Here is an 18,560-nt window from a genome sequence, read left to right on the forward strand (position 1 = left end):
GGAGGCCGACCGGCAGTGAGGCCCGGGACTGGAGCTCCTCCAGTCCCGGGCCTCTTCTCCCGGGCCTCTTCGGGTACGTGGACCCGGCTCGGTGCTTGCCTCTGCTCATTCGGCGCCGCTGCTCACTCGACGCCCCTCCTCACACTTACCTCGACGTAAGTGGCTTACTTCAAAGTGGGTACTTTCGTTGAGTAAGCGCACCTCCTAGGGTTAGTGGAAGACCCCCGCATCCGCACTAGGAGTTCCTGAAGCCATGAGCATCGTCGTCACCGGAGCCACCGGACACCTCGGCCGCCACGTAGTCGAGCAGCTGCTGGAGAAGGTCCCGGCCGAGCAGATCACCGCCGTCGTCCGCGACGAGGCCAAGGCCTCCGACCTCGCGGCCCGCGGCGTCAAGCTCGCCGTCGCCGACTACAACGCCCCCGAGACGTTCGGCAGCCTCTTCGCCTCCGGCGACAAGGTGCTGCTGATCTCGGGCAACGAGTTCGACAAGGGCCGCCCGGCCCAGCACCAGGTCGTCATCGACGCCGCGAAGGCCGCCGGGGTCGCGCTCCTCGCGTACACGAGCGCCTCGGGCACCCTGACCGCGGCGCTGGCCGACGACCACCGCGCCACCGAAAAGGCGCTGCTCGCCTCCGGCCTGCCGTACACGCTGCTGCGCAACGGCTGGTACCACGAGAACTACACCGAGCAGCTCGCCCCGGTGCTGGAGCACAACGCCGTCGTCGCGGCCGCCGGTGAGGGCCGGGTCTCCTCCGCCTCCCGCGCCGACTACGCGGCCGCCGCCGTCGCCGTGCTGACCGGCGAGGGCCACGAGAACAAGACGTACGAGCTGGGCGGCGACGAGGCGTGGAGCTTCGCCGAGTACGCGGCCGAGCTGAGCAAGCAGACCGGCAAGGAGATCACCTACAACGCCGTGCCGACCGAGGTGCTGATCGGCATCATGACCGGCGCGGGGCTGCCCGAGCCGCTCGCCGAGGTCTTCGCCGGCGTGGACGCGTCGATCGAGCAGGGCGAGCTGGTCGTCTCCAGCGGTGACCTGGCCCGCCTCGCCGGCCGCCCGACCACCCCGCTCGCCGAGGCGATCACGGCGGCGCTCAAGGGCTGACCCTCCCCTGAGGACTTCCGTGCGGGTCCCTTGAGTCACCCCACCCCCGCCTGTCATGACCGTATTGCGATACGGACATGACAGACGGGGGTGCTCGGCGTTACCTTCGACCACGCATGCCTGAACGTGAGAAAGAGGGACCCCGTGGCCGGGATGTCGAGGAGTGAGGGCCGGACCGGTCTGCTGAACGGCTTCGCGGCATACGGGATGTGGGGGCTGGTGCCCCTCTTCTGGCCCCTGCTCAAGCCCGCCGGGGCGACCGAGATCCTCGCGAACCGCATGGTGTGGTCCCTCGCCTTCGTCGCCGCCGCGCTGCTCGTCGTACGGCGCTGGGCGTGGGCCGGTGAGCTGCTGCGACAGCCGCGCCGGCTCTGTCTCGTGGTGATCGCCGCGGCCCTCATCACCGTGAACTGGGGCGTCTACATCTGGGCCGTGAACAGCGGCCATGCCGTCGAGGCGTCCCTCGGGTACTTCATCAACCCGCTGGTCACCATCGCGATGGGCGTGCTGATCCTCAAGGAGCGGCTGCGGCCCGTGCAGTGGGCGGCGGTCGGCGTCGGCTTCACCGCGGTGCTGGTTCTGGCCATCGGCTACGGCCACCCGCCGTGGATCTCCCTGGTCCTCGCCTTCTCCTTCGCCACCTACGGGCTGGTCAAGAAGAAGGTCAACCTGGGCGGGGTCGAGTCGCTGACCGCCGAGACCGCCGTCCAGTTCCTGCCCGCGCTGGGCTACCTGCTGTGGCTGTCCGCGCACGGCGACGCCACCTTCACGACCGAGGGCGCCGGACACGCCGCCCTGCTCGCCTCCACCGGCATCGTCACCGCGCTCCCCCTCGTCTGCTTCGGCGCGGCGGCGATCCGCGTACCGCTGTCCACCCTGGGGCTGCTGCAGTACCTCGCGCCCGTCCTGCAGTTCATCCTCGGCGTCCTCTACTTCGGGGAGGACATGCCGCCCGAGCGGTGGGCCGGCTTCGCGCTGGTATGGCTGGCGCTGGTGCTGCTCACGGGGGACGCGTTGCGCACCTCGCGCCGGGCGGCCCGCGCCCTCGCCACCGGCATCGCCGACGCCCAGGAGGCCCTCGACGCTCTCGACGCCCTCGACACCCCGGACGACGCCGTACGGAAGGCCGAGGGCGCGGCGGCCGCCGCCCCCGCTACCCCCGCCGCCAGGCCGTAGGCCGCGCTTCTCGGCGGGGATCCCGATCGCCGAGTCGGGCGGAGTACGGCGTGCGGGAGGCCGACCCGGCGTGGTCCTGCTACAAGTGGCTGCATGACCGAGACTCCCGCCGCATCCGAGACACCGTCAGCCTCCGAGGCCGTACCCGCGCCCGTGCACTGGAAGGTCGTCGTCGATTCCGCCGACCCGCATGCCCAGGCCGACTTCTGGGCCGCCGCGCTGCACTACGCGGTCGAGGACAACAGCGCGCTCATCGAGCGGCTGCTCGAGCTCGGCGCGCTGCCGGGCGCTGCGACGGTGGAGTTCCACGGCCGTCCCGCCTTCCGGGACCTGATCGCCGTACGCCACCCCGCCGACCCGTACGACCCCGACAGCGGGACCGGTCTCGGGCGGCGGCTGCTGTTCCAGCGGGTGCCGGAGCCGAAGACGGTGAAGAACCGGCTGCATCTCGATCTGCATCCCGGTGCGCACCTGCGGGCCGGGGAGGTCGAGCGGCTGAAGGCGCTGGGGGCGAGCGTGGTGCGGGAGGTGAACGAGCCGTCCGGAGCGTGGGTGGTGATGAAGGACCCGGAGGGCAACGAGTTCTGCGTGAATTAGCCGAGCGGGAAGCCGGAGACCCGGAGGGGCTCTCGATGTCCGGTATGTGAACCCCGTGTCCTGATACCGCTCTTGACGCGGAGTTGGCTCCCCGTTCACCATCCTGGAACCCCATTCACTGTGGAATCCCTGTGACCCGGCGATTCCCGAGGAATTCGGAGCCCCCCCACATGCAGCTCCCCGCCATGAAGCTTCCCGTTTCCGGGCGTACGGCGGCCGTCGGCGCCGTCTCGATTGTCATGCTCCTGACTTGCGGATCGATAGTCGGCGCGGCGCCCGCACCTGCGCACGGGTCCGCCGCTCTCGCCGCCGCTCCCGACATCTCCGTGGCCAACGTCAAGGCGCATCTGACGCAGTTGCAGTCCATCGCCACCGCCAACGGCGGCAACCGCGCCCATGGCCGTACCGGCTACAAGGCCTCGCTCGACTACGTGAAGGCCAAGCTGGACGCCGCCGGATTCACCACCACCGTCCAGCAGTTCACCTCCTCCGGCCGCACCGGCTACAACCTCATCGCCGACTGGCCCGGCGGCGACACCGGCAAGGTCGTCATGGCGGGGTCCCATCTGGACTCCGTGACCTCCGGCGCCGGGATCAACGACAACGGCTCCGGCTCAGCAGCCGTACTGGAGACGGCCCTGGCCGTGGCCCGGGCCGGCTACCAGCCCACCAAACACCTGCGGTTCGCCTGGTGGGGCGCGGAGGAACTGGGCCTGGTCGGGTCCAAGTACTACGTCAACAACCTGTCCTCGGCGAACCGCGCCCGCATCAGCGGCTACCTCAACTTCGACATGATCGGCTCGCCGAACCCCGGCTACTTCGTCTACGACGACGACCCGACCATCGAGAAGACCTTCAAGGACTACTTCACGGGCCTGGGCGTCGCGACGGAGATCGAGACCGAGGGCGACGGCCGCTCCGACCACGCTCCCTTCAAGAACGCCGGCGTCCCGGTGGGCGGCCTGTTCAGCGGTGCCGACTACGTCAAGACGGCGGCGCAGGCGGCCAAGTGGGGCGGTACGGCCGGGCAGGCCTTCGACCGCTGCTACCACTCCTCCTGCGACACCACGGCCAACATCAACGACACCGCCCTGGACCGCAACGCGGACGCCGTCGCCTACGCGGTCTGGGCGCTGTCCTCCTGACCGGCTCCTTCCGACCGGCTCCTTCTGATCGGCTCCTTCTGATCGGCTCCTTCCGACCGGCTCCTTCTGATCGGAACGAACCGATGCCGATCGGCGGCCGAGGCCGCTACGCGCCCGAGCTGCGGGCGCGTTCGGCCAGGCGGAGCATGCGCGCGCGGGCCGACTCCAGCTGCTCGACGTCTTCGGCGGCCGGGCCCTCCTCGGCGGTGAGCTCCGTCCACAGGCCGAGGAGTTCGGTCCCCAGGTTCAGCCCCTGCACGGGGTCGCGTACGGCGCGCCAGGCCGCCGCCGCGCTCTGGACGTTGCCGTACGCGGCCTCGCCGTCCCGGGCGCTGCGGCGGATCCGGGCCAGGTCGAGGGAGACGTGGAAGGCGCGGAGCGGGTCGCCCGCCAAGTAGGCGATGTACGCGCCGAGTTCGCGCAACCGGAGCACCTCGGGGTGCTCCGGCCCCAGCGTCCCGGACGCCTCCAGCACCGTCTGCTCCGCGAGAGCGGCCGCCGCGTCTATCCGGCCGGCCCGCACGGCCTCGTTGACCCGCGCCATCGGTTCCCCGAGGAGGGCGGGGCCGCCGTCGTCGCCCTGAAGGGTCCGGGGATCGTCACCGAGCACCGCCTCCGCCACCGCGTCGAAGCCACGGGCGGGGGTGGGCTTGGAGTCGAGGTCGTAGGCCGATTCGGAGACGAGGTCGTCGGGGAGGAGGGGGGTGGGGGCCGGGGATACGGGGGGCGAGGCGGGGACCGGCAACGGAAGCGGGATCGGCGCCGAGGCAAGGAGCGGGGTTGGGCTGAGGATCGGGGCAGGGGCGGAGGCGAGGGGCGGGGTCGAGGTCAGGGGCGGGGTTGAGGGCGGCGTCGCGGGCGGGGCCGGGGTCGACGTGGGGTTCAAGGTGGGGGTCGACGTGGGGATCGGAGTCGGCGTCGACGTGGGGGGCGAAGTCGGGGTTGAGTTGGGGGGCGAGGTGGGGTCGGCGTCCGGGTTCGGCGGCTCGTTGTTCGGCTGGTCGTCCATCGTCGGAGGTGGGCCGAACACGCCCGTCGGGGCGGTGACCGTCCCGGGGGCCGGGATGTCGTCCCGAGGTTCCGGGACCACCCGGATCGCATACGTGGGCGCCGAATCGGGTACCGGCGCCGACTGCGGTCCCTGCTCGGCCGCCGACTCCGGGATCGCGCGCAACGGGAACGTCGGCGCCGCGTCCCGTACCGGCTCGGGTACCTGGCGCAGCAAGTGCGTGGCCTCGTCGTTTCGCGGCCGCACAGGCTCCTCGTCCTCGACGGGGGCGGGGGCGGCCGCTGGGGCGGGGTCGCTGATCTGCGCGCCCGGGGCCGCAGTCGTACGCAAGGGTTGCGCCGTGAAGTGGCTGGAGCCGTCGGGGTCCACGCGCAGGGGGACGACGTAGCCGATGCGTTCGTCGTGGACCGTGGCGAGGACGGGGTGGCCGGTGGCGAGGGCGATGCGGTGCAGGTGGCTCAGCACGGCGCGCTGGATCTCCTCGCCGTCGACCGCCGCGACCGGTACGCCGCCTATCGTCGCCGTCCCGCCCCCGCGGACATGGACGTCGAGCGGCGCCACCACGGCGGCCGGCCGGCCGGCGTGCTTCTGTTCCCGCTTCTTCTCGCGGCTGAGTCGAGACATCGGTTCCTCACTCGGATGCGTCGTCACGATCCGGTCGTCCAGGTCCGTGTACGAGTACACGTACTGTTGAGTCTCTCCGAGCGCTCCCGGTCCTCACGTCACCGCGACGTCACAGCCTCGTTCCAGGAACCCACGCCTCGCGGCCGGGGCCGCCCCAGGACCAGCCAGGATCAGGGCGGCGCCCCGGAGGGACGGCGACGACTGGGAGGGGCACGGTTCATGCGGACGACGGACGGGCAACGGGGGCCGGAGATCTGGATCCGGGGGCCGGTGGCCGCGCCCGATCCGGTTCCGATGCCGTACGTCTCCACCGCCACGCCCCGGCGCTTCTCCTGGGTCGCCGCACACGGCGGGGCCGGCGCCTCCACGCTCGCCGCGGTGTACGGCGGCCACGACTGCGGGCGGGAGTGGCCCGGCGCCGGTGATCCGCCGTCCGTGCTGCTGGTCGCCCGCACGCATGCGGCGGGGCTGGAGTCCGTCCTGCGGGCGGTGGACGTCTTCCGGCGCGGGGAGGCTCCGCAGGGGCTCGATCTGGACGCGGTGGTCCTCGTCGCGGACGCGCCCGGCCGGTTGCCCCGGCCGCTCGTCCAGCGGGCGCGGGTGATCGAATCGCTCATCGACGTGTACCGCGTCCCCTGGGTGACGGACTGGCGCCTCGGTGACCTGGGCGGCAGCCCGCCCCGGGAGACGGCGGCGCTGGCCCGGCTCACCGGGGGGTGACGCCCGCGGCGTGGCCGCCGGCCGTGGAGATCGCCGCGGCCGTGCGGGCCGGCCGGCTGCCGGCCGTGGACGTCGTAGGCGAGGCGCTCGGACGGATCGCCCGGGTCGACCGCTCCCTGTGCGCGTTCGCCGCGGTGTGGGAGGAGCGGGCGCGGGCGTGGGCCCGTGAAGTCGACGTACGGATCGCCGCGGGCGAGAGCCTGCCGCTGGCCGGGGTGCCGATCGGCGTGAAGGGCCGTCACGGGCTGCGTACGGCGGCCCCGCTGATCGCCGCCGGATGCGTGCCCGTCGGGGCGACCGCCGTCCCCGGACCGGGCACTCCCTGGCAGACCTGGGGCCTCGGCGCCCACGGCCGCACCGTCAACCCCTGGCGTGCCGACCGCACGCCCGGCGGTTCCTCGGCCGGCTCCGCGGCGGCGGTGGCCGCCGGCCTCGTCCCCCTGGCCACCGGCAGCGACGGCGCGGGCTCGGTACGCATCCCGGCCGCGTGGTGCGGCGTGATCGGCCTGAAGACGACGAACGGGCGAGCGCCCGCCGAGGACCGGCCGCCTCCTGACCGTACGGGTCTGGCGGCGCCCGGCGTCCTCGTTCGGTACGCGGTGGACGCCGAGGCGTACTGGCGGGTCATGGCCCCGGAGGCGGCGTCCTCGGGGCGCCCCTCGACGCCGACGCCGGTGCAAGGGACGGCTCCCGTGCGAGGGGCGGCTCCGATGCAAGGGGCGGCTCCCGTGCAAGGGACGACTCCGGTGCAAGGGGTGGGGACTGCGGTTTCCGCTCCGCCCCTCGCCGTCTTCTCCCCCGATCTGGGCTTCGCCGCGCCCGACCCCGAGCCGCTCGCCCTCGCCCGTGCCGCCGCTGAACACCTGGCCGCCGCCGGTGTCGTACGGCTGCCGGTCCATGACACGCCCTTGTGTCTGGAGGACCCCGGGCCGGCCTGGCTCGCGCTGCGCACGCCGGACTCCGACCTCCGCGCGGCCGCACGGGTCAGGGAGGTGAACGACCGGCTGCTGTCCGGCTTCTTCTCCCGTGCCGACCTGCTGCTGACGCCGACGACCCCGACCGCCGCGCACGGTCACGACGGCCCCGGCGACCGCTACTCGACGGCGCTCACCTGGGCGTTCAACCTCAGCGGGCACCCGGCGATCAGCCTTCCGGCGGGGGTCGGCGCGGACGGTTGTCCGGTGGGGTTGCAGGCGGTCGCGGCCCACGGCGCGGAGGCGACGTTGCTGGCGGTCGCAAAGAGCGCGCCCCTCCCCCAGGTCCCGCAGGCCCCACTCTAAAATTACTTGCATGAACATATAATGCAGAGGCAGACTAGCGTCGCACGCCGACTACTCTTGGGGGATCGGATCATGACGCACCGCAGTTTCCTGTTCGTGCTGGGCAGCAGTCGACCGGACGGCAACACCGAGCTGCTGGCCCGCGAGGCCGCCGAGCAGTTGCCCTCCGACATCGAGCAGAGCTGGATCAGCCTCGCCCGGCACCCGCTGCCCGACTTCGAGGACCTGCGCCACGACAGCGACCACATCCGCCCCACCGAGGGCAGCCCGGCGCTGCTGCTCGACGCCACGCTCGCCGCGACGGACATCGTGATCGCGTCCCCGCTGTACTGGTACTCGGTGTCCGGCCAGACCAAGCGCTATCTGGACCACTGGTCGGGCTGGCTGCGCACCCCCGGCGTCGACTTCAAGGCGACGCTCGCCGGGCGCACCCTCTGGGGCGTGTCCGTGCTCGCGGACGACCAGCCCGTGGTCGCCGATCCGCTCATCGGCACGCTCCACAACTCGGCCGCGTACCTGCGGATGCGTTTCGGCGGAGTGCTGCTCGGCAACGGCAGCAAGCCGGGCGACATCCGGAAGGACACGCAGGCGCTGACACGCGCGAAGACGTTCTTCGCACAGGAGGCGCCCCTCGCCCGGTTCGCCCACGAGACGGTCTGACACGCCCTGGGCCTCGGCCGGCAACGCTCTGTCAGGCGGTGACGTCCTTCGTCGTGAAGCGCGCCCAGGCCGCCGAGCCGAAGACCGCCGCGTACAGGGCCTGCAGGCCGAGGTTCTTCTGGAGGTCGTCCCAGTAGACCGGCTCGCGCATGAGGTCGGCGAAGGACAGCCAGTAGTGCGAGAAGAAGTACGGCTGGAGCGCGTGCAACTGGGGGATCTGGTCGAGGATCTGGATCGTGATCAGCAGGCCCACGGTCGTCGCCATCGCCGCGATGCCGCTGCTCGTCAGCGTGGAGACGAACAGTCCGAGCGCCGCCACGCCGATCAGGGACACGGCGACGACCAGGGCCATCAGCAGCGCACGCAGCAGACCGTCGCCGAAGCCGATCCGGGTGCCGGAGATCGTCGTCAGGTCGCCGAGCGGGAAGAGCAGCGCACCGACCGTCAGCGCCGAGAGGGCGACCACGAGCGTGGCCGCCAGGCAGAAGATCATGACGGTCGCGTACTTGGCCAGGAGGAGGCGGGTGCGGCCGGCGGGGGCGACCAGGAGGTAGCGGAGCGTGCCCGCGTTCGCCTCTCCCGCGATCGCGTCGCCCGCGATCACACCGATCGCCATCGGCAGGAAGAACGGCAGTGTCACGGCCAGCGCGGTGAAGACCAGGAACAGGCCGTTGTTGGTGACCTGCGAGATGAACGCCGGGCCGCCGCCCCCACCGCCCCCTCCCCCGCCGCCACCGGGACCCGCGGACGAGCCGTCGCTCGTCTCGATCTTCACGGCGATCCCGACCAGGACCGGCACGGCCGCCAGCACAGCCAGCAGCGCGAGGGTGCGCCAGCGCCGGAAGGTGGTCAGCAACTCGCTGCGCAGGAGCCCGAACGTCCAGGTCCAGGACCTGGTGCGGGTCGACGAGGAATCCTCGCGGGAAGTTCCGCTCCGGGTCTTGCTCACTTCCGCTTCAGCCCGCGACATCGAACCCCTCCCCCGTGAGCGCCACGAACGCGTCCTCCAGGGAGGCCCGTTCGACGGCGAAGCCGCGAACGCGGACCCCCGCCGTCACCAACGCGGCGTTCAGGTCGGCGAGCTCGCGCTCCGCGGGCGGAGCCTCCGCGCTCACCCGGTCCTCGGCGACGACGACGTCGCCCACGCCCTGCTCCTTCAGCACCCGGGCCGCGTCCGCCGGGTCCGGGGTCGTCACGACCAGCCGGCCGCGGGTCCCCGCCGCGAGGTCCGCCACCGAGCCCTGTGCGAGCAGCCGGCCCTGCGCCATCACCGCCGCGTGCGTGCACACCTGCTCGATCTCGTCGAGGAGGTGGGAGGAGAGGAAGACGGTCGTGCCCTCCGCGGCCAGCTCCCGGATCAGCGAACGGATCTCCCGCATGCCCTGGGGATCCAGGCCGTTGGTCGGCTCGTCGAGGACGAGCAGGCGGCGGGGCTGGAGAAGGGCGGCGGCCAGGCCCAGGCGCTGCTTCATGCCGAGCGAGTACGCCTTCGCCTTCTTGCCGGCGGCGGCCGTCAGCCCGACCCGCTCCAGCGTCGCCGTGACCCGCGTACGCCGGGTGCGCGGGTCGGCGGTCGGGTCGGCGGCGTCGTAGCGGAGCAGGTTGTCGCGGCCGGAGAGGAAGCCGTAGAGGGCGGGGCCCTCGATGAGCGCCCCGACGTGGGGCAGAACGGCGCGGGCGGCCCGCGGCATGGGTTGCCCCAGGACGCGGGCCGAGCCGGCCGTGGGCTCGATGAGCCCCATCAGCATGCGGATGGTGGTGGTCTTGCCGGAGCCGTTGGGACCGAGGAAGCCGAAGACGCTGCCCGCCGGGACGGTCAGATCGAGACCGTCGACGGCGAGCTGTCCACCGCGGTAGCGCTTGGTGAGGGCGCGGGTGTGGATGACGGCGTCGCCGTCGCCGTCGCTCGCGACACCACCCGGTGCACGACCCGCGGCATCACCCGTGGACTGCGTCATCGGCTCCCCTCACACCCCGCCCAGGTCGCTGCCTACTTCGCCGCGTTCGCCGCCTTCACCAGGGCGTCCTTGGTGACCGCGCCGACGTAGACCTTGCCGTCGTCCGTCATCAGGGCGTTGATCAGGCGAGTGGAGAAGACCGTGCCGGAGCCGAACTTACCGCTCACCTTGTCGCCGAAGGAGCCGAGGAAGCCGCCGAGGGCGCCGCCGGCCTCGGAGCCCGAGGGCATTCCCTGGCCGCCGGTGTCGAAGGTCGCGACGGAGGTCCAGCCCTCACCGAGGACGTTGAGACCGGCGGGGCCGCCGAGGTCCTTGGCGAGGTCGTCGTCGGACTTGCCGGAGTGCCCCGGAGCCGTCCGCGTCGCGCCCTTGTCGCCCCACTTGCCCCCGACGTCGCCCTTCTCGGCCTTGTCGCCCTCGGTGACCTTCGCGCCCTTGGGGGTCGTGAAGTCGAAGGTGGAGGCGGCCGGCTTGGCGAAGGTGACCTGGGTGAAGCCCGCGTCCACGACGGCGGCGCCGCCGCTCGCCGGCGTCAGCGTGAACTTCAGCGGCAGGCCCGTCTTCGCGTCCACGGCCACGCTGATCGCGCCCACCGTGGAACCGGACTGCTTCGGCTTGACCAGCAGCTTGTAGGCGTCGCGCCCGGCGACCTGGACGGTGCCGTCGACCGTCACGGACGTCGTGTCGTCGACCGCCTTCAGGGCGTCCTCGGTGAGATCCTTCGGCGTGGCCGGAACAGGGGCGTCCGCCTTGCCGGAGCTCTCGTCGACGGTGGAGTGGTAGACCTCGTTGGAGGCGCTGTCGTACCCCCACACGTCCTTGCCGTTGTGGATGACGCTGTATTCGGCGGCCTTTTCCAGCAGCGAGAGCTTCTGCCGGTCCGGGCCGTCGGCGGCGACGCGCAGGGTGTGCGTGCCGGACGCGAGTTCGGTGAGCTTGGTGGACGGGTCCGCGGACGAACCGTCACCACCCTGCTGGGCGGCCCCGGAAAGCAGACCGCTCTCCAGCCCGCCGAGGTCGGGCAGCCCGAGATCGGTGGTGATCTTCACCGTGCCGGACAGCTGCTGGACGTCCGAAGCGGCGATCTTGTCGAGGAGTTGCTGTGCGGTGATCTTCGGCAGGTCGGGGTCGCCGGAGTCGGCGAGAGCCGGGACCAGCCCGATCGTCGCCGCGGCGACACCGATCACGGTGACCGGGACGACGTACCGTACGGCCTTGCGCCGGCCGGCGCGCAGGTCGTCGGCCTCTCCGCTGTTCGGCTCCCCGCCGGTCAGGGTGTCGTCGGATGCCTTCGGTGCCATGTGTGCCTTACCTCCGTCGTCGGCGGCGGCTGGTCATCTCACGCTGAACGCCCCACCCAAGCCGCCATTCTCACCCGAATCGGTGAGGAGTGGTGTTTTCTCGTAGTCCCCATCTGACCAAATCGCCCACCCGAAAACGTCAACCCGAGGGCCCAACTCCGCGTACGCCTGCGGTATGACACGAAAGCAGGGAAAAGCCAACCGACCCGTAGGGGTCCCCCAGAGAGACGACGCCTTCCCCTAGGGACACAGGGGGTTGGAGGGTGCAGGCGAGGGAGGGGCGCGGGGGTCGCAGTGAGGGCGAGTGATGTGGAGGGTGCGGGGCGAAGGGTGGGGGGTGCGGGGCGAGGGGTGTGGGGTGTGGGGGACGCGGGGCCTGAGGGGTCCCGGACCGGAGCGGGGCGCTGCACCTGAGAGCGTGCCGGGCCGACGGCGATCGCCGGACCTGCGCGGAGTTGCGGACCGAAGCGGGGTGCGGCACCTGAGAGGGGGGCCGAGGTGAGGGGACGTGGGACCGGAGGGGTCCCGGACCGGAGCGGGGGCGAGGGGTGTGGGGGCCGCGGTGAGGGGGACGCGGGGCCAGACGGGTGCCGGACCGAAGCGGGGCGCTGCACCTGAGAGCGTGCCGGGCCGACGGCGATCGCCGGACCGGAGCGGGGTCCCGGGCCGGAGGGGGTCCGGGCCGGAGCGGGGTGCCGGACCTGCGCGGGGTGCCGGGCCGGAGGGGGGTCCGGGCCGGAGTGGGGTCCGGGCCGGAGGGGGGTCCGGGCCGGAGTGGGGTCCGGGCCGGAGTGGGGTCCGGGCCGGAGTGGGGTGTCGGGGCGGAGGGGTTAGCCGGCTCGGTGGACCACTGCGTCGCAGAGTTCCATCAGCGCCGCCTTCGCGCCGCACTCCCGCAGTGGCGCGAGCGCGGATCGCGCGTCCTTCGCGTACCGCACGGTGTCCCGGCGGGCCTGTTCCAGCGCCGGGTGTACGCGGAGCGCCTCCAGGGCCTCGGCGAGCCGGGCGTCGTCGCTCAGGTCGGAGTCCAGCAGCTCGCACAGCGCGATGTCCTCGGGCAGCGACAGACGCGCCGCCCGCTCCCGCAGCCGCAGCACGGGCAGCGTGGGAACGCCCTCGCGAAGATCCGTCCCCGGCGTCTTGCCCGACTCGTGCGAGTCGGACGCGATGTCCAGGACGTCGTCGGCCAGCTGGAAGGCGACGCCCAGCCGCTCGCCGTACTGCGTGAGCACGTCGACGACCGTCTCGTCGGCGCCCGACATCATCGCCCCGAACCGGCAGGCCACCGCGACCAGCGAGCCCGTCTTGCCGCCGAGCACGTCGAGGTAGTGCTCGACCGGGTCCCGTCCGTCGGTGGGACCGGCCGTCTCCAGGATCTGCCCGGTGACCAGCCGCTCGAACGCCTCCGCCTGCACCCGCACCGCCTCCGGTCCGAGGTCGGCCAGGATGTGGGAGGCGCGCGCGAAGAGGAAGTCACCCGTGAGGACGGCGACGGAGTTCCCCCAGCGGGCGTTCGCGCTGGGCACCCCGCGGCGCACGGCGGCCTCGTCCATCACGTCGTCGTGGTACAGCGTGGCCAGGTGGGTCAGCTCCACGACCACGGCCGACGGCACGATGCCCGGCGCGTACGGGTCCCCGAACTGCGACGCGAGCACCACGAGCAGCGGCCGGAACCGCTTCCCGCCCGCCCGCACGAGATGCTGGGCGGCCTCCGTGATGAACGGAACCTCACTCTTGGTGGCCTCGAGCAAGCCTTCCTCGACAGCCGCCAATCCGGCCTGGACATCGGCTTCCAGAGCCTGGTCCCGCACGCTCAGCCCGAACGGCCCGACGACGGTCACGAGGGGTCTCCTGTCTGCTGGTGTCTACTGGCGATTACGCGGTTTGTCGATAGGTCTCTGCCATCACTCAAGTCAGCGTATCCGGTCACGTTTCGATCACCGATAGCCCCCACGGTTACAGGCCAGGTGGTATCGACTCACGCCCGATATGTTCCTGATTCAAATATATGAACAGATATTTATAGAGTTAGCCCGAAGTGAGGACTTCCGCCCGGCGGCGCCATCGACGCCGGAGTCGCCGACCTCCACCCTCTCCCCACCGCCACCGACTTGGGATTAATGCCCGATTCGCCGCACTTGTGGACGCTGGTGACTTGACTCACTCCCCCCGCCGAACCCGCCCGATCCCGTCCGATCCACCCATTCACGGATTCTCCACACCTCCAAGCAAGTTGAGGCTTTGCACTCACAAAGGATCAAGCACCCCATAGGCCACAGACCAAGGTCAATAGGGGTGATCTGTGAATCCGCTACTTGTTTCGGACATGTGCTCTCGCATACGTTCCCGGCCTGTCGGGCGGAACGCCGAATCCTGCCGCCGCCCGTACACCCACCTAAAACGCACGGCAGGAGCGGGGGAACCAGGTAAGTCGCCGGGCCGGATGTTTCAGACATATCGGTACGGCTCGGGGTGAAGTCGCGCCCGTCAGGACGCGACCGGGCAACTCCCGCCCGAACCCGACAGCTCACCTCGCAGGCGCCGGAGAGGAAATTCGTCATGCCCGCTGCCGCTCAGCCGCGCCGCACCCGTCGTAACCGTCTCGTCCGCACGCTCACCGTCGCCGCCACCGGCGCCGCCGTGCTCGCCCTTCCGCTCCTCGGCGCGACCGGCGCCTCCGCGGCGACCCCGACCGTCGCCACCGCCACCAGCCTCGGGTATTCCAACAACCTCGACGGCTGGATCCGTGCCTCCCTCCACGTCATGGCCCAGCACGGGATCCCCGGGACGTACAACGGCATCTACCGCAACGTCATCCGCGAGTCCTCCGGCAACCCCTACGCCATCAACCTCTGGGACTCCAACGCGGCCGCGGGCATCCCGTCCAAGGGCCTGCTCCAGGTCATCGACCCGACCTTCCGCGCCTACCACGTCGCCGGCACCTCCTGGGACTCCTACGACCCGGTAGCCAACATCACCGCCGCCTGCAACTACGCGGCCGCCCGGTACGGCTCGATCGACAACGTGTTCGGCGCGTACTGACGGATCCCCGTAGAACCCCCAGCCCAGGGGTCTACGGGCCCTACAGGCCCGGGTCCATGGGTCCGCGGACCTTACGGGAACAGTCTTTCGAGGACGACGGCCACGCCGTCGTCCTCGTTCGACGTCGTCACCTCGTCGGCCACCGCCTTGAGTTCGGGGTGGGCGTTGGCCATCGCGACCCCGCGCGCGGCCCAGTCGAACATCGGGATGTCGTTGGGCATGTCCCCGAAGGCGACGGTGTCCTCGGGCCGCAGACCCAGGTGTTCGGCGGCCAGGGCCAGGCCCGTCGCCTTGGTGATCCCGCAGGGCTGGAGCTCGACCGTGCCGGGCCCCGACATGGTGACCGTGGCGAGCGAGCCGACCGCCGCGCGGGCCGTCGCCGCCAACTCGTCGTCGGACAGGGTGGGATGGCGCAGCAGTACCTTGCTGATCGGCTCGCACCACAGATCGTCGCGCCGGTCGACACGCAGGGCGGGCAGCGTCGGGTGCGGCATCCGGTAGCCCGGCTCGATGAGCGTCAGCCCGTCCACGCCGTCCTGGTCGACGGCCGCGTACAGCTGCCCCACCTCCGCCTCGATCTTGCCGAGCGCGGTCTCGGCCAGCTCCCGGTCCAGGGTGACCGACCACAGCAGACGGTCCGCGCCGGCGTCGTACACCTGCGCGCCCTGTCCGCACACCGCGAGCCCCCTGCTGTGCAGCCGGTCGAGCAGGGGGCGTACGCGGGGCGCGGGGCGTCCTGTGACCACCAGGTGGCGTGCGCCGGCGGCGGCCACCCGCGCGAGCGCGTCGAGGGACCGGTCGGAGAACGTGTCGTCGCCGCGCAGCAGCGTTCCGTCCAGGTCGGTGGCGATGAGGGAGTACGCGGAGTCCGGGGTGCGCTCGGCATATGCGGTGGGTGCGGCCATGATCAGAGAATACGGATGCCGCACCCCCCTGGTTCGACGCGAGCCGGACGACGACCAGGTCCTGTCCGGTTCTGCCAACTCCCCTTTGCCTACTGATGCGGAACTGGCTGAGGACGGGCACAAAGAAACGGCTTTCTGGCGCATCGCCGGGTAGCGGACGGTTAAAGGCCTCTGTACCGGTTGGCAACAAGATGGGACGCTACCTACCGCGACGCCCGGGTGGAGCGGTACCGTCCAGGTGTCCAGGGGGGACTTGATCGGGGGGTCAGGTTGAGCAGTGGGCGCATTCGTGTGCTGAGGCCGGAAGGCCTCGGCGAGGGGGACAGGGAGCGGTGGCGCGCGCTGCGTGCCGCGTCGACGCTTTCGCGAAACCCCTTCATGGAACCGGAGTTCACCGACGCCGTGGGCCTCGTGCGGCCACGCGCGCGCGTGGCGGTGGTGTACGAGGGGCGTGAGCCGGTCGGCTTCCTCCCCCATGAGCGGGGCCGGCTCGGCCAGGGTCAGGCCCTCGCGTACGGCGTCTCGGACGCGCAGGGCGCGGTGCTGGCCCCGGGTCTCGGGCTGAACGCCGCCGAACTGATGCGGGCGTGCTCCCTGTCGAGCTTCGCCTTCGACAACCTGGAGGCGGCACAGGGGCTGTTCGTCCCGCACGCGGCCGAGGAGTACGCCGCCTATGTCATCGACGTCGAAAAGGGTTACGAGACCTACGAGTCCGTACTGCGGTCCCAGTCGCCTAAGTTCCTGAAGACGACGCTCGCCAAGGAGCGCAGGCTCGGCCGTCAGGTCGGGGAACTGCGGTTCGTGTTCGACGAACGCGACCCGGCCGCGCTGCGCACGCTCATGGCGTGGAAGTCGGCGCAGTACCGCAGGACCGGCCGCCGGGACCGGTTCGCGCAGGAGTGGATCACCCGGCTGGTGGGCGCGCTCGCCGCGACGCGCGCGCCGGAGTGCTCCGGCACGCTGTCCGTCCTCTACGCCGGTGAGCGGCCGCTCGCCGCGCACTTCGGACTGCGTTCGTCGACGGTCCTGGCCTGCTGGTTCCCGTCGTACGACCTGGAGTTCGCGAAGTTCTCGCCGGGCCTGGTGCTGCATCTGCGGATGGCGGAGTCGGCTGCCGCCGAGGGCATCGGCCTGCTCGATCTCGGGCGGGGCGCGGCGGAGTACAAGGACTCGTTGAAGACCGGGGAGATGCCCGTGTTCGAGGGCGCGTGGACGCGTCCGGGGGTGGGCGCCGCGCTCCACTGGCTCAGCCGTGAACCGTCGCGCCGCGCACACCACTTCGTACGCAACCGGCCGAGGCTCGCCGCGGCGGCGGCCCGGACCTTGAAGAGCGCGGGCCGCCTGCGCGGCGCGTGACGATCACACGGGGACTGTCACACGGCTCACGAGCACACGGCTGGCGGGCACACGGTTCACGGGCACACGAGTGACGGTCAGAGACAGTCGGGGACCGGCCGGGGTCAGTCGGAGATTGGCGGGGACGATCAGGGATTGCCAGGCGTGGTCAGGGATTGCCAGGCGGGGTCGGAGAGTGCCAGGGGCGGTCGGAGAGCGGTAGGGGCGGTCATGAGACAAGGGGGGGTTCATGTCCCGCGCAAGAGGTGCGCAGCAGGAGATCGTGCGGCTGGAGATCGAGAGGTTCCTCGGCATCCGGCCGGTGCAGATCGCCGAGCTCGAACTGGACGAAGGAGGCACGCTCAGCCCCGGTCCAGGCAGCCCGCCTGTCACCCACGGTCCGGTGTTCGTGCTGGTCAGGCAGGGTGGGCGGCCGGTCGGGACGCTCCTCGGGCAGGTACCGGAGGGCGCCGATCCGAAGGCGGTCATCGTGGACCTGGCCGCCCGTGAGCACATCGCGCCGGGTCCCGCCCGACTGCCCGGCCCGAGGTCCGTCCCGTTCACCAGCGTCGTCATCGCCACCCGCGAACGCGCCGGACTGCTCGCCCACGCCCTCGACTCGCTCCTCGCCCAGGATCACCCGGACTTCGAGATCATCGTCGTCGACAACGCGCCCGTGACGGACGCGACCCGGGACCTGGTGACCCACAAGTACGCCGAGCGCGTGCGGTACGTGACCGAGCCGGCGCCCGGTCTCGCCGTCGCGCACAACAAGGGCGTCGAGGCCGCGCACGGCGAGGTGATCGCCTTCACGGACGACGACGTCGTGGCGGACCCGCGCTGGCTCACGGAACTCACCGCGCCGTTCACCGCCGACCCCCGCCTCGGCTGCGTCACCGGCCTGATTCTCCCGGCCCGGCTGCGCACGCCCGCCCAGGTCCTCCTGGAGAGCCACGGCGGCTTCGCCAAGGGCTTCACGGCCCGCACGTACGACCCGTACGACCCGCCCGCCGACGAGCCGCTGTTCCCCTTCACCGCGGGCCGCTTCGGCTCCGGCGCCGGCATGGCCTTCCGTACGGAGGTGCTGCGGGCGGTCGGCGGCTTCGACCCGGCGACGGGTGCGGGCACGCTCGCGCGGGGCGGCGACGACCTCTACGGGTTCGTCCGTGTCCTCGCCGAGGGCCACCGGCTGCACTACAACCCGCAGGCCCTGGTCTGGCACCGCCACCGGGAGACCTGGCAGGACCTGGAGACCCAGGCCTACGGCTACGGCGCCGGCCTCACCGCCTACCTCACGGCGATCCTCGTCAATCGGCCCGGTCTGCTCCCGGCGTTCCTGGCCCGGCTTCCCCGGGGACTGGCATACGCACGCTCGCTGACGGCGAGTCGCGAGGCGGCGTCCGGGTCGGAAGCGGGGTCGGAAGCGGGGGCTCAATCGGGGGGTCGTTCGGGGAGTCCATCGGGGGCGCGATCGGGGGCGGACGTGCCCGGGAGCCCACCGGGCGCGCCCCGGCGTGCGGGGGGCGCGCCCGGTGGGCATGACGATCGGACGCACGCATGGCCCGGGCGGCTGTCCCGGCTCCAGAGGCGCGGGATGCTCTACGGACCGCTGGGATATCTGCGGGCCCGACGAGCGCTGCGCCGGCGGCTGCAGCAGCAGCAGCGGCAGCGGGGGGCCGCGCGATGACGGCGGCGTCCGC

Annotated in this window: 16 protein-coding genes and 1 riboswitch; of the genes, 10 read left to right on the forward strand and 6 right to left on the reverse strand. The window is 71.8% G+C overall.

Translation table 11 applies throughout. From position 1 onward, the window contains the following. Nucleotides 1-253 precede the first annotated feature (253 nt). The 4 genes from ACZ5SK_RS40190 to ACZ5SK_RS40205 all read left to right on the forward strand — a co-directional run bounded on the left by ACZ5SK_RS40190 (nt 254) and on the right by ACZ5SK_RS40205 (nt 4,026). Complete coding sequence (locus ACZ5SK_RS40190) at nt 254-1,108, forward strand: SDR family oxidoreductase (protein WP_457495273.1); 855 nt, start codon at nt 254-256, stop codon at nt 1,106-1,108. A gap of 144 nt (nt 1,109-1,252) precedes the next feature. Next, the gene (gene rarD, locus ACZ5SK_RS40195; protein WP_468577385.1) at nt 1,253-2,284 is read left to right on the forward strand and encodes an EamA family transporter RarD; all 1,032 of its coding nucleotides are present in this window, start codon (nt 1,253-1,255) and stop codon (nt 2,282-2,284) included. A gap of 93 nt (nt 2,285-2,377) precedes the next feature. After that, the gene (locus ACZ5SK_RS40200) at nt 2,378-2,881 is read left to right on the forward strand and encodes a VOC family protein (protein WP_334577868.1); all 504 of its coding nucleotides are present in this window, start codon (nt 2,378-2,380) and stop codon (nt 2,879-2,881) included. 185 nt (nt 2,882-3,066) lie between these two features. Further along, complete coding sequence (locus tag ACZ5SK_RS40205; RefSeq protein WP_334581207.1) at nt 3,067-4,026, forward strand: M28 family metallopeptidase; 960 nt, start codon at nt 3,067-3,069, stop codon at nt 4,024-4,026. A gap of 106 nt (nt 4,027-4,132) precedes the next feature. Here the strand turns inward: ACZ5SK_RS40205 and ACZ5SK_RS40210 are convergent, their stop codons facing one another. Further along, nucleotides 4,133-5,659: a tetratricopeptide repeat protein gene (locus ACZ5SK_RS40210; protein ID WP_468577387.1), complete on the reverse strand. Its 1,527-nt coding sequence runs from the start codon at nt 5,657-5,659 to the stop codon at nt 4,133-4,135. A 219-nt stretch (nt 5,660-5,878) separates the two neighbouring features. On the opposite strand from ACZ5SK_RS40210, the gene ACZ5SK_RS40215 reads away from it, so the two are divergent. The 3 genes from ACZ5SK_RS40215 (at nt 5,879) to ACZ5SK_RS40225 (ending at nt 8,319) form a co-directional block, all read left to right on the forward strand. Further along, nucleotides 5,879-6,379, forward strand: coding sequence for a DUF6668 family protein (locus tag ACZ5SK_RS40215; RefSeq protein ID WP_334577870.1), 501 nt, complete (start codon nt 5,879-5,881; stop codon nt 6,377-6,379). Nucleotides 6,380-6,402: 23 nt separating this feature from the next. Then, entirely contained in the window at nt 6,403-7,659 is a 1,257-nt protein-coding gene (locus ACZ5SK_RS40220) for an amidase (protein WP_334577871.1), read from the forward strand. A 72-nt stretch (nt 7,660-7,731) separates the two neighbouring features. Further along, nucleotides 7,732-8,319, forward strand: coding sequence for a flavodoxin family protein (locus tag ACZ5SK_RS40225; RefSeq protein ID WP_334577872.1), 588 nt, complete (start codon nt 7,732-7,734; stop codon nt 8,317-8,319). A gap of 31 nt (nt 8,320-8,350) precedes the next feature. Here the strand turns inward: ACZ5SK_RS40225 and ACZ5SK_RS40230 are convergent, their stop codons facing one another. From ACZ5SK_RS40230 to ACZ5SK_RS40245, 4 genes are all read right to left on the reverse strand, one after another. Beyond that, nucleotides 8,351-9,289 (reverse strand): ABC transporter permease, encoded by a 939-nt coding sequence (locus ACZ5SK_RS40230; RefSeq protein ID WP_334577873.1) that lies wholly within the window; start codon nt 9,287-9,289, stop codon nt 8,351-8,353. Next, the gene (locus tag ACZ5SK_RS40235; RefSeq protein ID WP_334577874.1) at nt 9,276-10,277 is read right to left on the reverse strand and encodes an ABC transporter ATP-binding protein; all 1,002 of its coding nucleotides are present in this window, start codon (nt 10,275-10,277) and stop codon (nt 9,276-9,278) included. Before ACZ5SK_RS40235 ends, ACZ5SK_RS40230 begins: the two co-directional genes overlap by 14 nt. Nucleotides 10,278-10,309: 32 nt before the next feature. Next, the gene (locus ACZ5SK_RS40240) at nt 10,310-11,578 is read right to left on the reverse strand and encodes a LolA family protein (RefSeq protein ID WP_457495269.1); all 1,269 of its coding nucleotides are present in this window, start codon (nt 11,576-11,578) and stop codon (nt 10,310-10,312) included. Between the two features lie 830 nt (nt 11,579-12,408). Then, nucleotides 12,409-13,419, reverse strand: coding sequence for a polyprenyl synthetase family protein (locus tag ACZ5SK_RS40245; protein WP_319677076.1), 1,011 nt, complete (start codon nt 13,417-13,419; stop codon nt 12,409-12,411). 541 nt (nt 13,420-13,960) lie between these two features. After that, nucleotides 13,961-14,134, forward strand: a riboswitch (cyclic di-AMP (ydaO/yuaA leader). Between the two features lie 3 nt (nt 14,135-14,137). Between ACZ5SK_RS40245 and ACZ5SK_RS40250 the strand changes: the two genes are divergently transcribed. Continuing rightward, nucleotides 14,138-14,620, forward strand: a complete 483-nt coding sequence (locus tag ACZ5SK_RS40250; RefSeq protein ID WP_334577876.1) for a transglycosylase SLT domain-containing protein — start codon at nt 14,138-14,140, stop codon at nt 14,618-14,620. A gap of 71 nt (nt 14,621-14,691) precedes the next feature. On the opposite strand, the gene ACZ5SK_RS40255 is transcribed toward ACZ5SK_RS40250, so the two are convergent. Next, nucleotides 14,692-15,525 carry an HAD family hydrolase gene (locus ACZ5SK_RS40255; protein WP_334577877.1) on the reverse strand — a complete coding sequence of 278 codons (834 nt, stop codon included), beginning with the start codon at nt 15,523-15,525 and terminating at the stop codon, nt 14,692-14,694. 291 nt (nt 15,526-15,816) lie between these two features. On the opposite strand from ACZ5SK_RS40255, the gene ACZ5SK_RS40260 reads away from it, so the two are divergent. Together ACZ5SK_RS40260 and ACZ5SK_RS40265 are read left to right on the forward strand one after the other, a co-directional pair. After that, nucleotides 15,817-16,881 carry a GNAT family N-acetyltransferase gene (locus tag ACZ5SK_RS40260; protein WP_468577392.1) on the forward strand — a complete coding sequence of 355 codons (1,065 nt, stop codon included), beginning with the start codon at nt 15,817-15,819 and terminating at the stop codon, nt 16,879-16,881. Between the two features lie 229 nt (nt 16,882-17,110). Next, complete coding sequence (locus ACZ5SK_RS40265) at nt 17,111-18,547, forward strand: glycosyltransferase family 2 protein (RefSeq protein ID WP_468577394.1); 1,437 nt, start codon at nt 17,111-17,113, stop codon at nt 18,545-18,547. Nucleotides 18,548-18,560: the final 13 nt, after the last annotated feature.

It is taken from the genome of Streptomyces sp. NPDC031474 (genome assembly GCF_055581185.1).

Bases quoted from the DNA above. Each gene is read 5' to 3' on its own strand.
- ACZ5SK_RS40190 (WP_457495273.1), top strand. From the start codon at position 254: ATGAGCATCGTCGTCACCGGAGCCACCGGACACCTCGGCCGCCACGTA.
- ACZ5SK_RS40200 (WP_334577868.1), top strand. From the start codon at position 2,378: ATGACCGAGACTCCCGCCGCATCCGAGACACCGTCAGCCTCCGAGGCC.
- ACZ5SK_RS40205 (WP_334581207.1), top strand. From the start codon at position 3,067: ATGAAGCTTCCCGTTTCCGGGCGTACGGCGGCCGTCGGCGCCGTCTCG.
- ACZ5SK_RS40210 (WP_468577387.1), bottom strand. From the start codon at position 5,659: ATGTCTCGACTCAGCCGCGAGAAGAAGCGGGAACAGAAGCACGCCGGC.
- ACZ5SK_RS40215 (WP_334577870.1), top strand. From the start codon at position 5,879: ATGCGGACGACGGACGGGCAACGGGGGCCGGAGATCTGGATCCGGGGG.
- ACZ5SK_RS40225 (WP_334577872.1), top strand. From the start codon at position 7,732: ATGACGCACCGCAGTTTCCTGTTCGTGCTGGGCAGCAGTCGACCGGAC.
- ACZ5SK_RS40230 (WP_334577873.1), bottom strand. From the start codon at position 9,289: ATGTCGCGGGCTGAAGCGGAAGTGAGCAAGACCCGGAGCGGAACTTCC.
- ACZ5SK_RS40235 (WP_334577874.1), bottom strand. From the start codon at position 10,277: ATGACGCAGTCCACGGGTGATGCCGCGGGTCGTGCACCGGGTGGTGTC.
- ACZ5SK_RS40240 (WP_457495269.1), bottom strand. From the start codon at position 11,578: ATGGCACCGAAGGCATCCGACGACACCCTGACCGGCGGGGAGCCGAAC.
- ACZ5SK_RS40250 (WP_334577876.1), top strand. From the start codon at position 14,138: ATGCCCGCTGCCGCTCAGCCGCGCCGCACCCGTCGTAACCGTCTCGTC.
- ACZ5SK_RS40255 (WP_334577877.1), bottom strand. From the start codon at position 15,525: ATGGCCGCACCCACCGCATATGCCGAGCGCACCCCGGACTCCGCGTAC.
- ACZ5SK_RS40265 (WP_468577394.1), top strand. From the start codon at position 17,111: ATGTCCCGCGCAAGAGGTGCGCAGCAGGAGATCGTGCGGCTGGAGATC.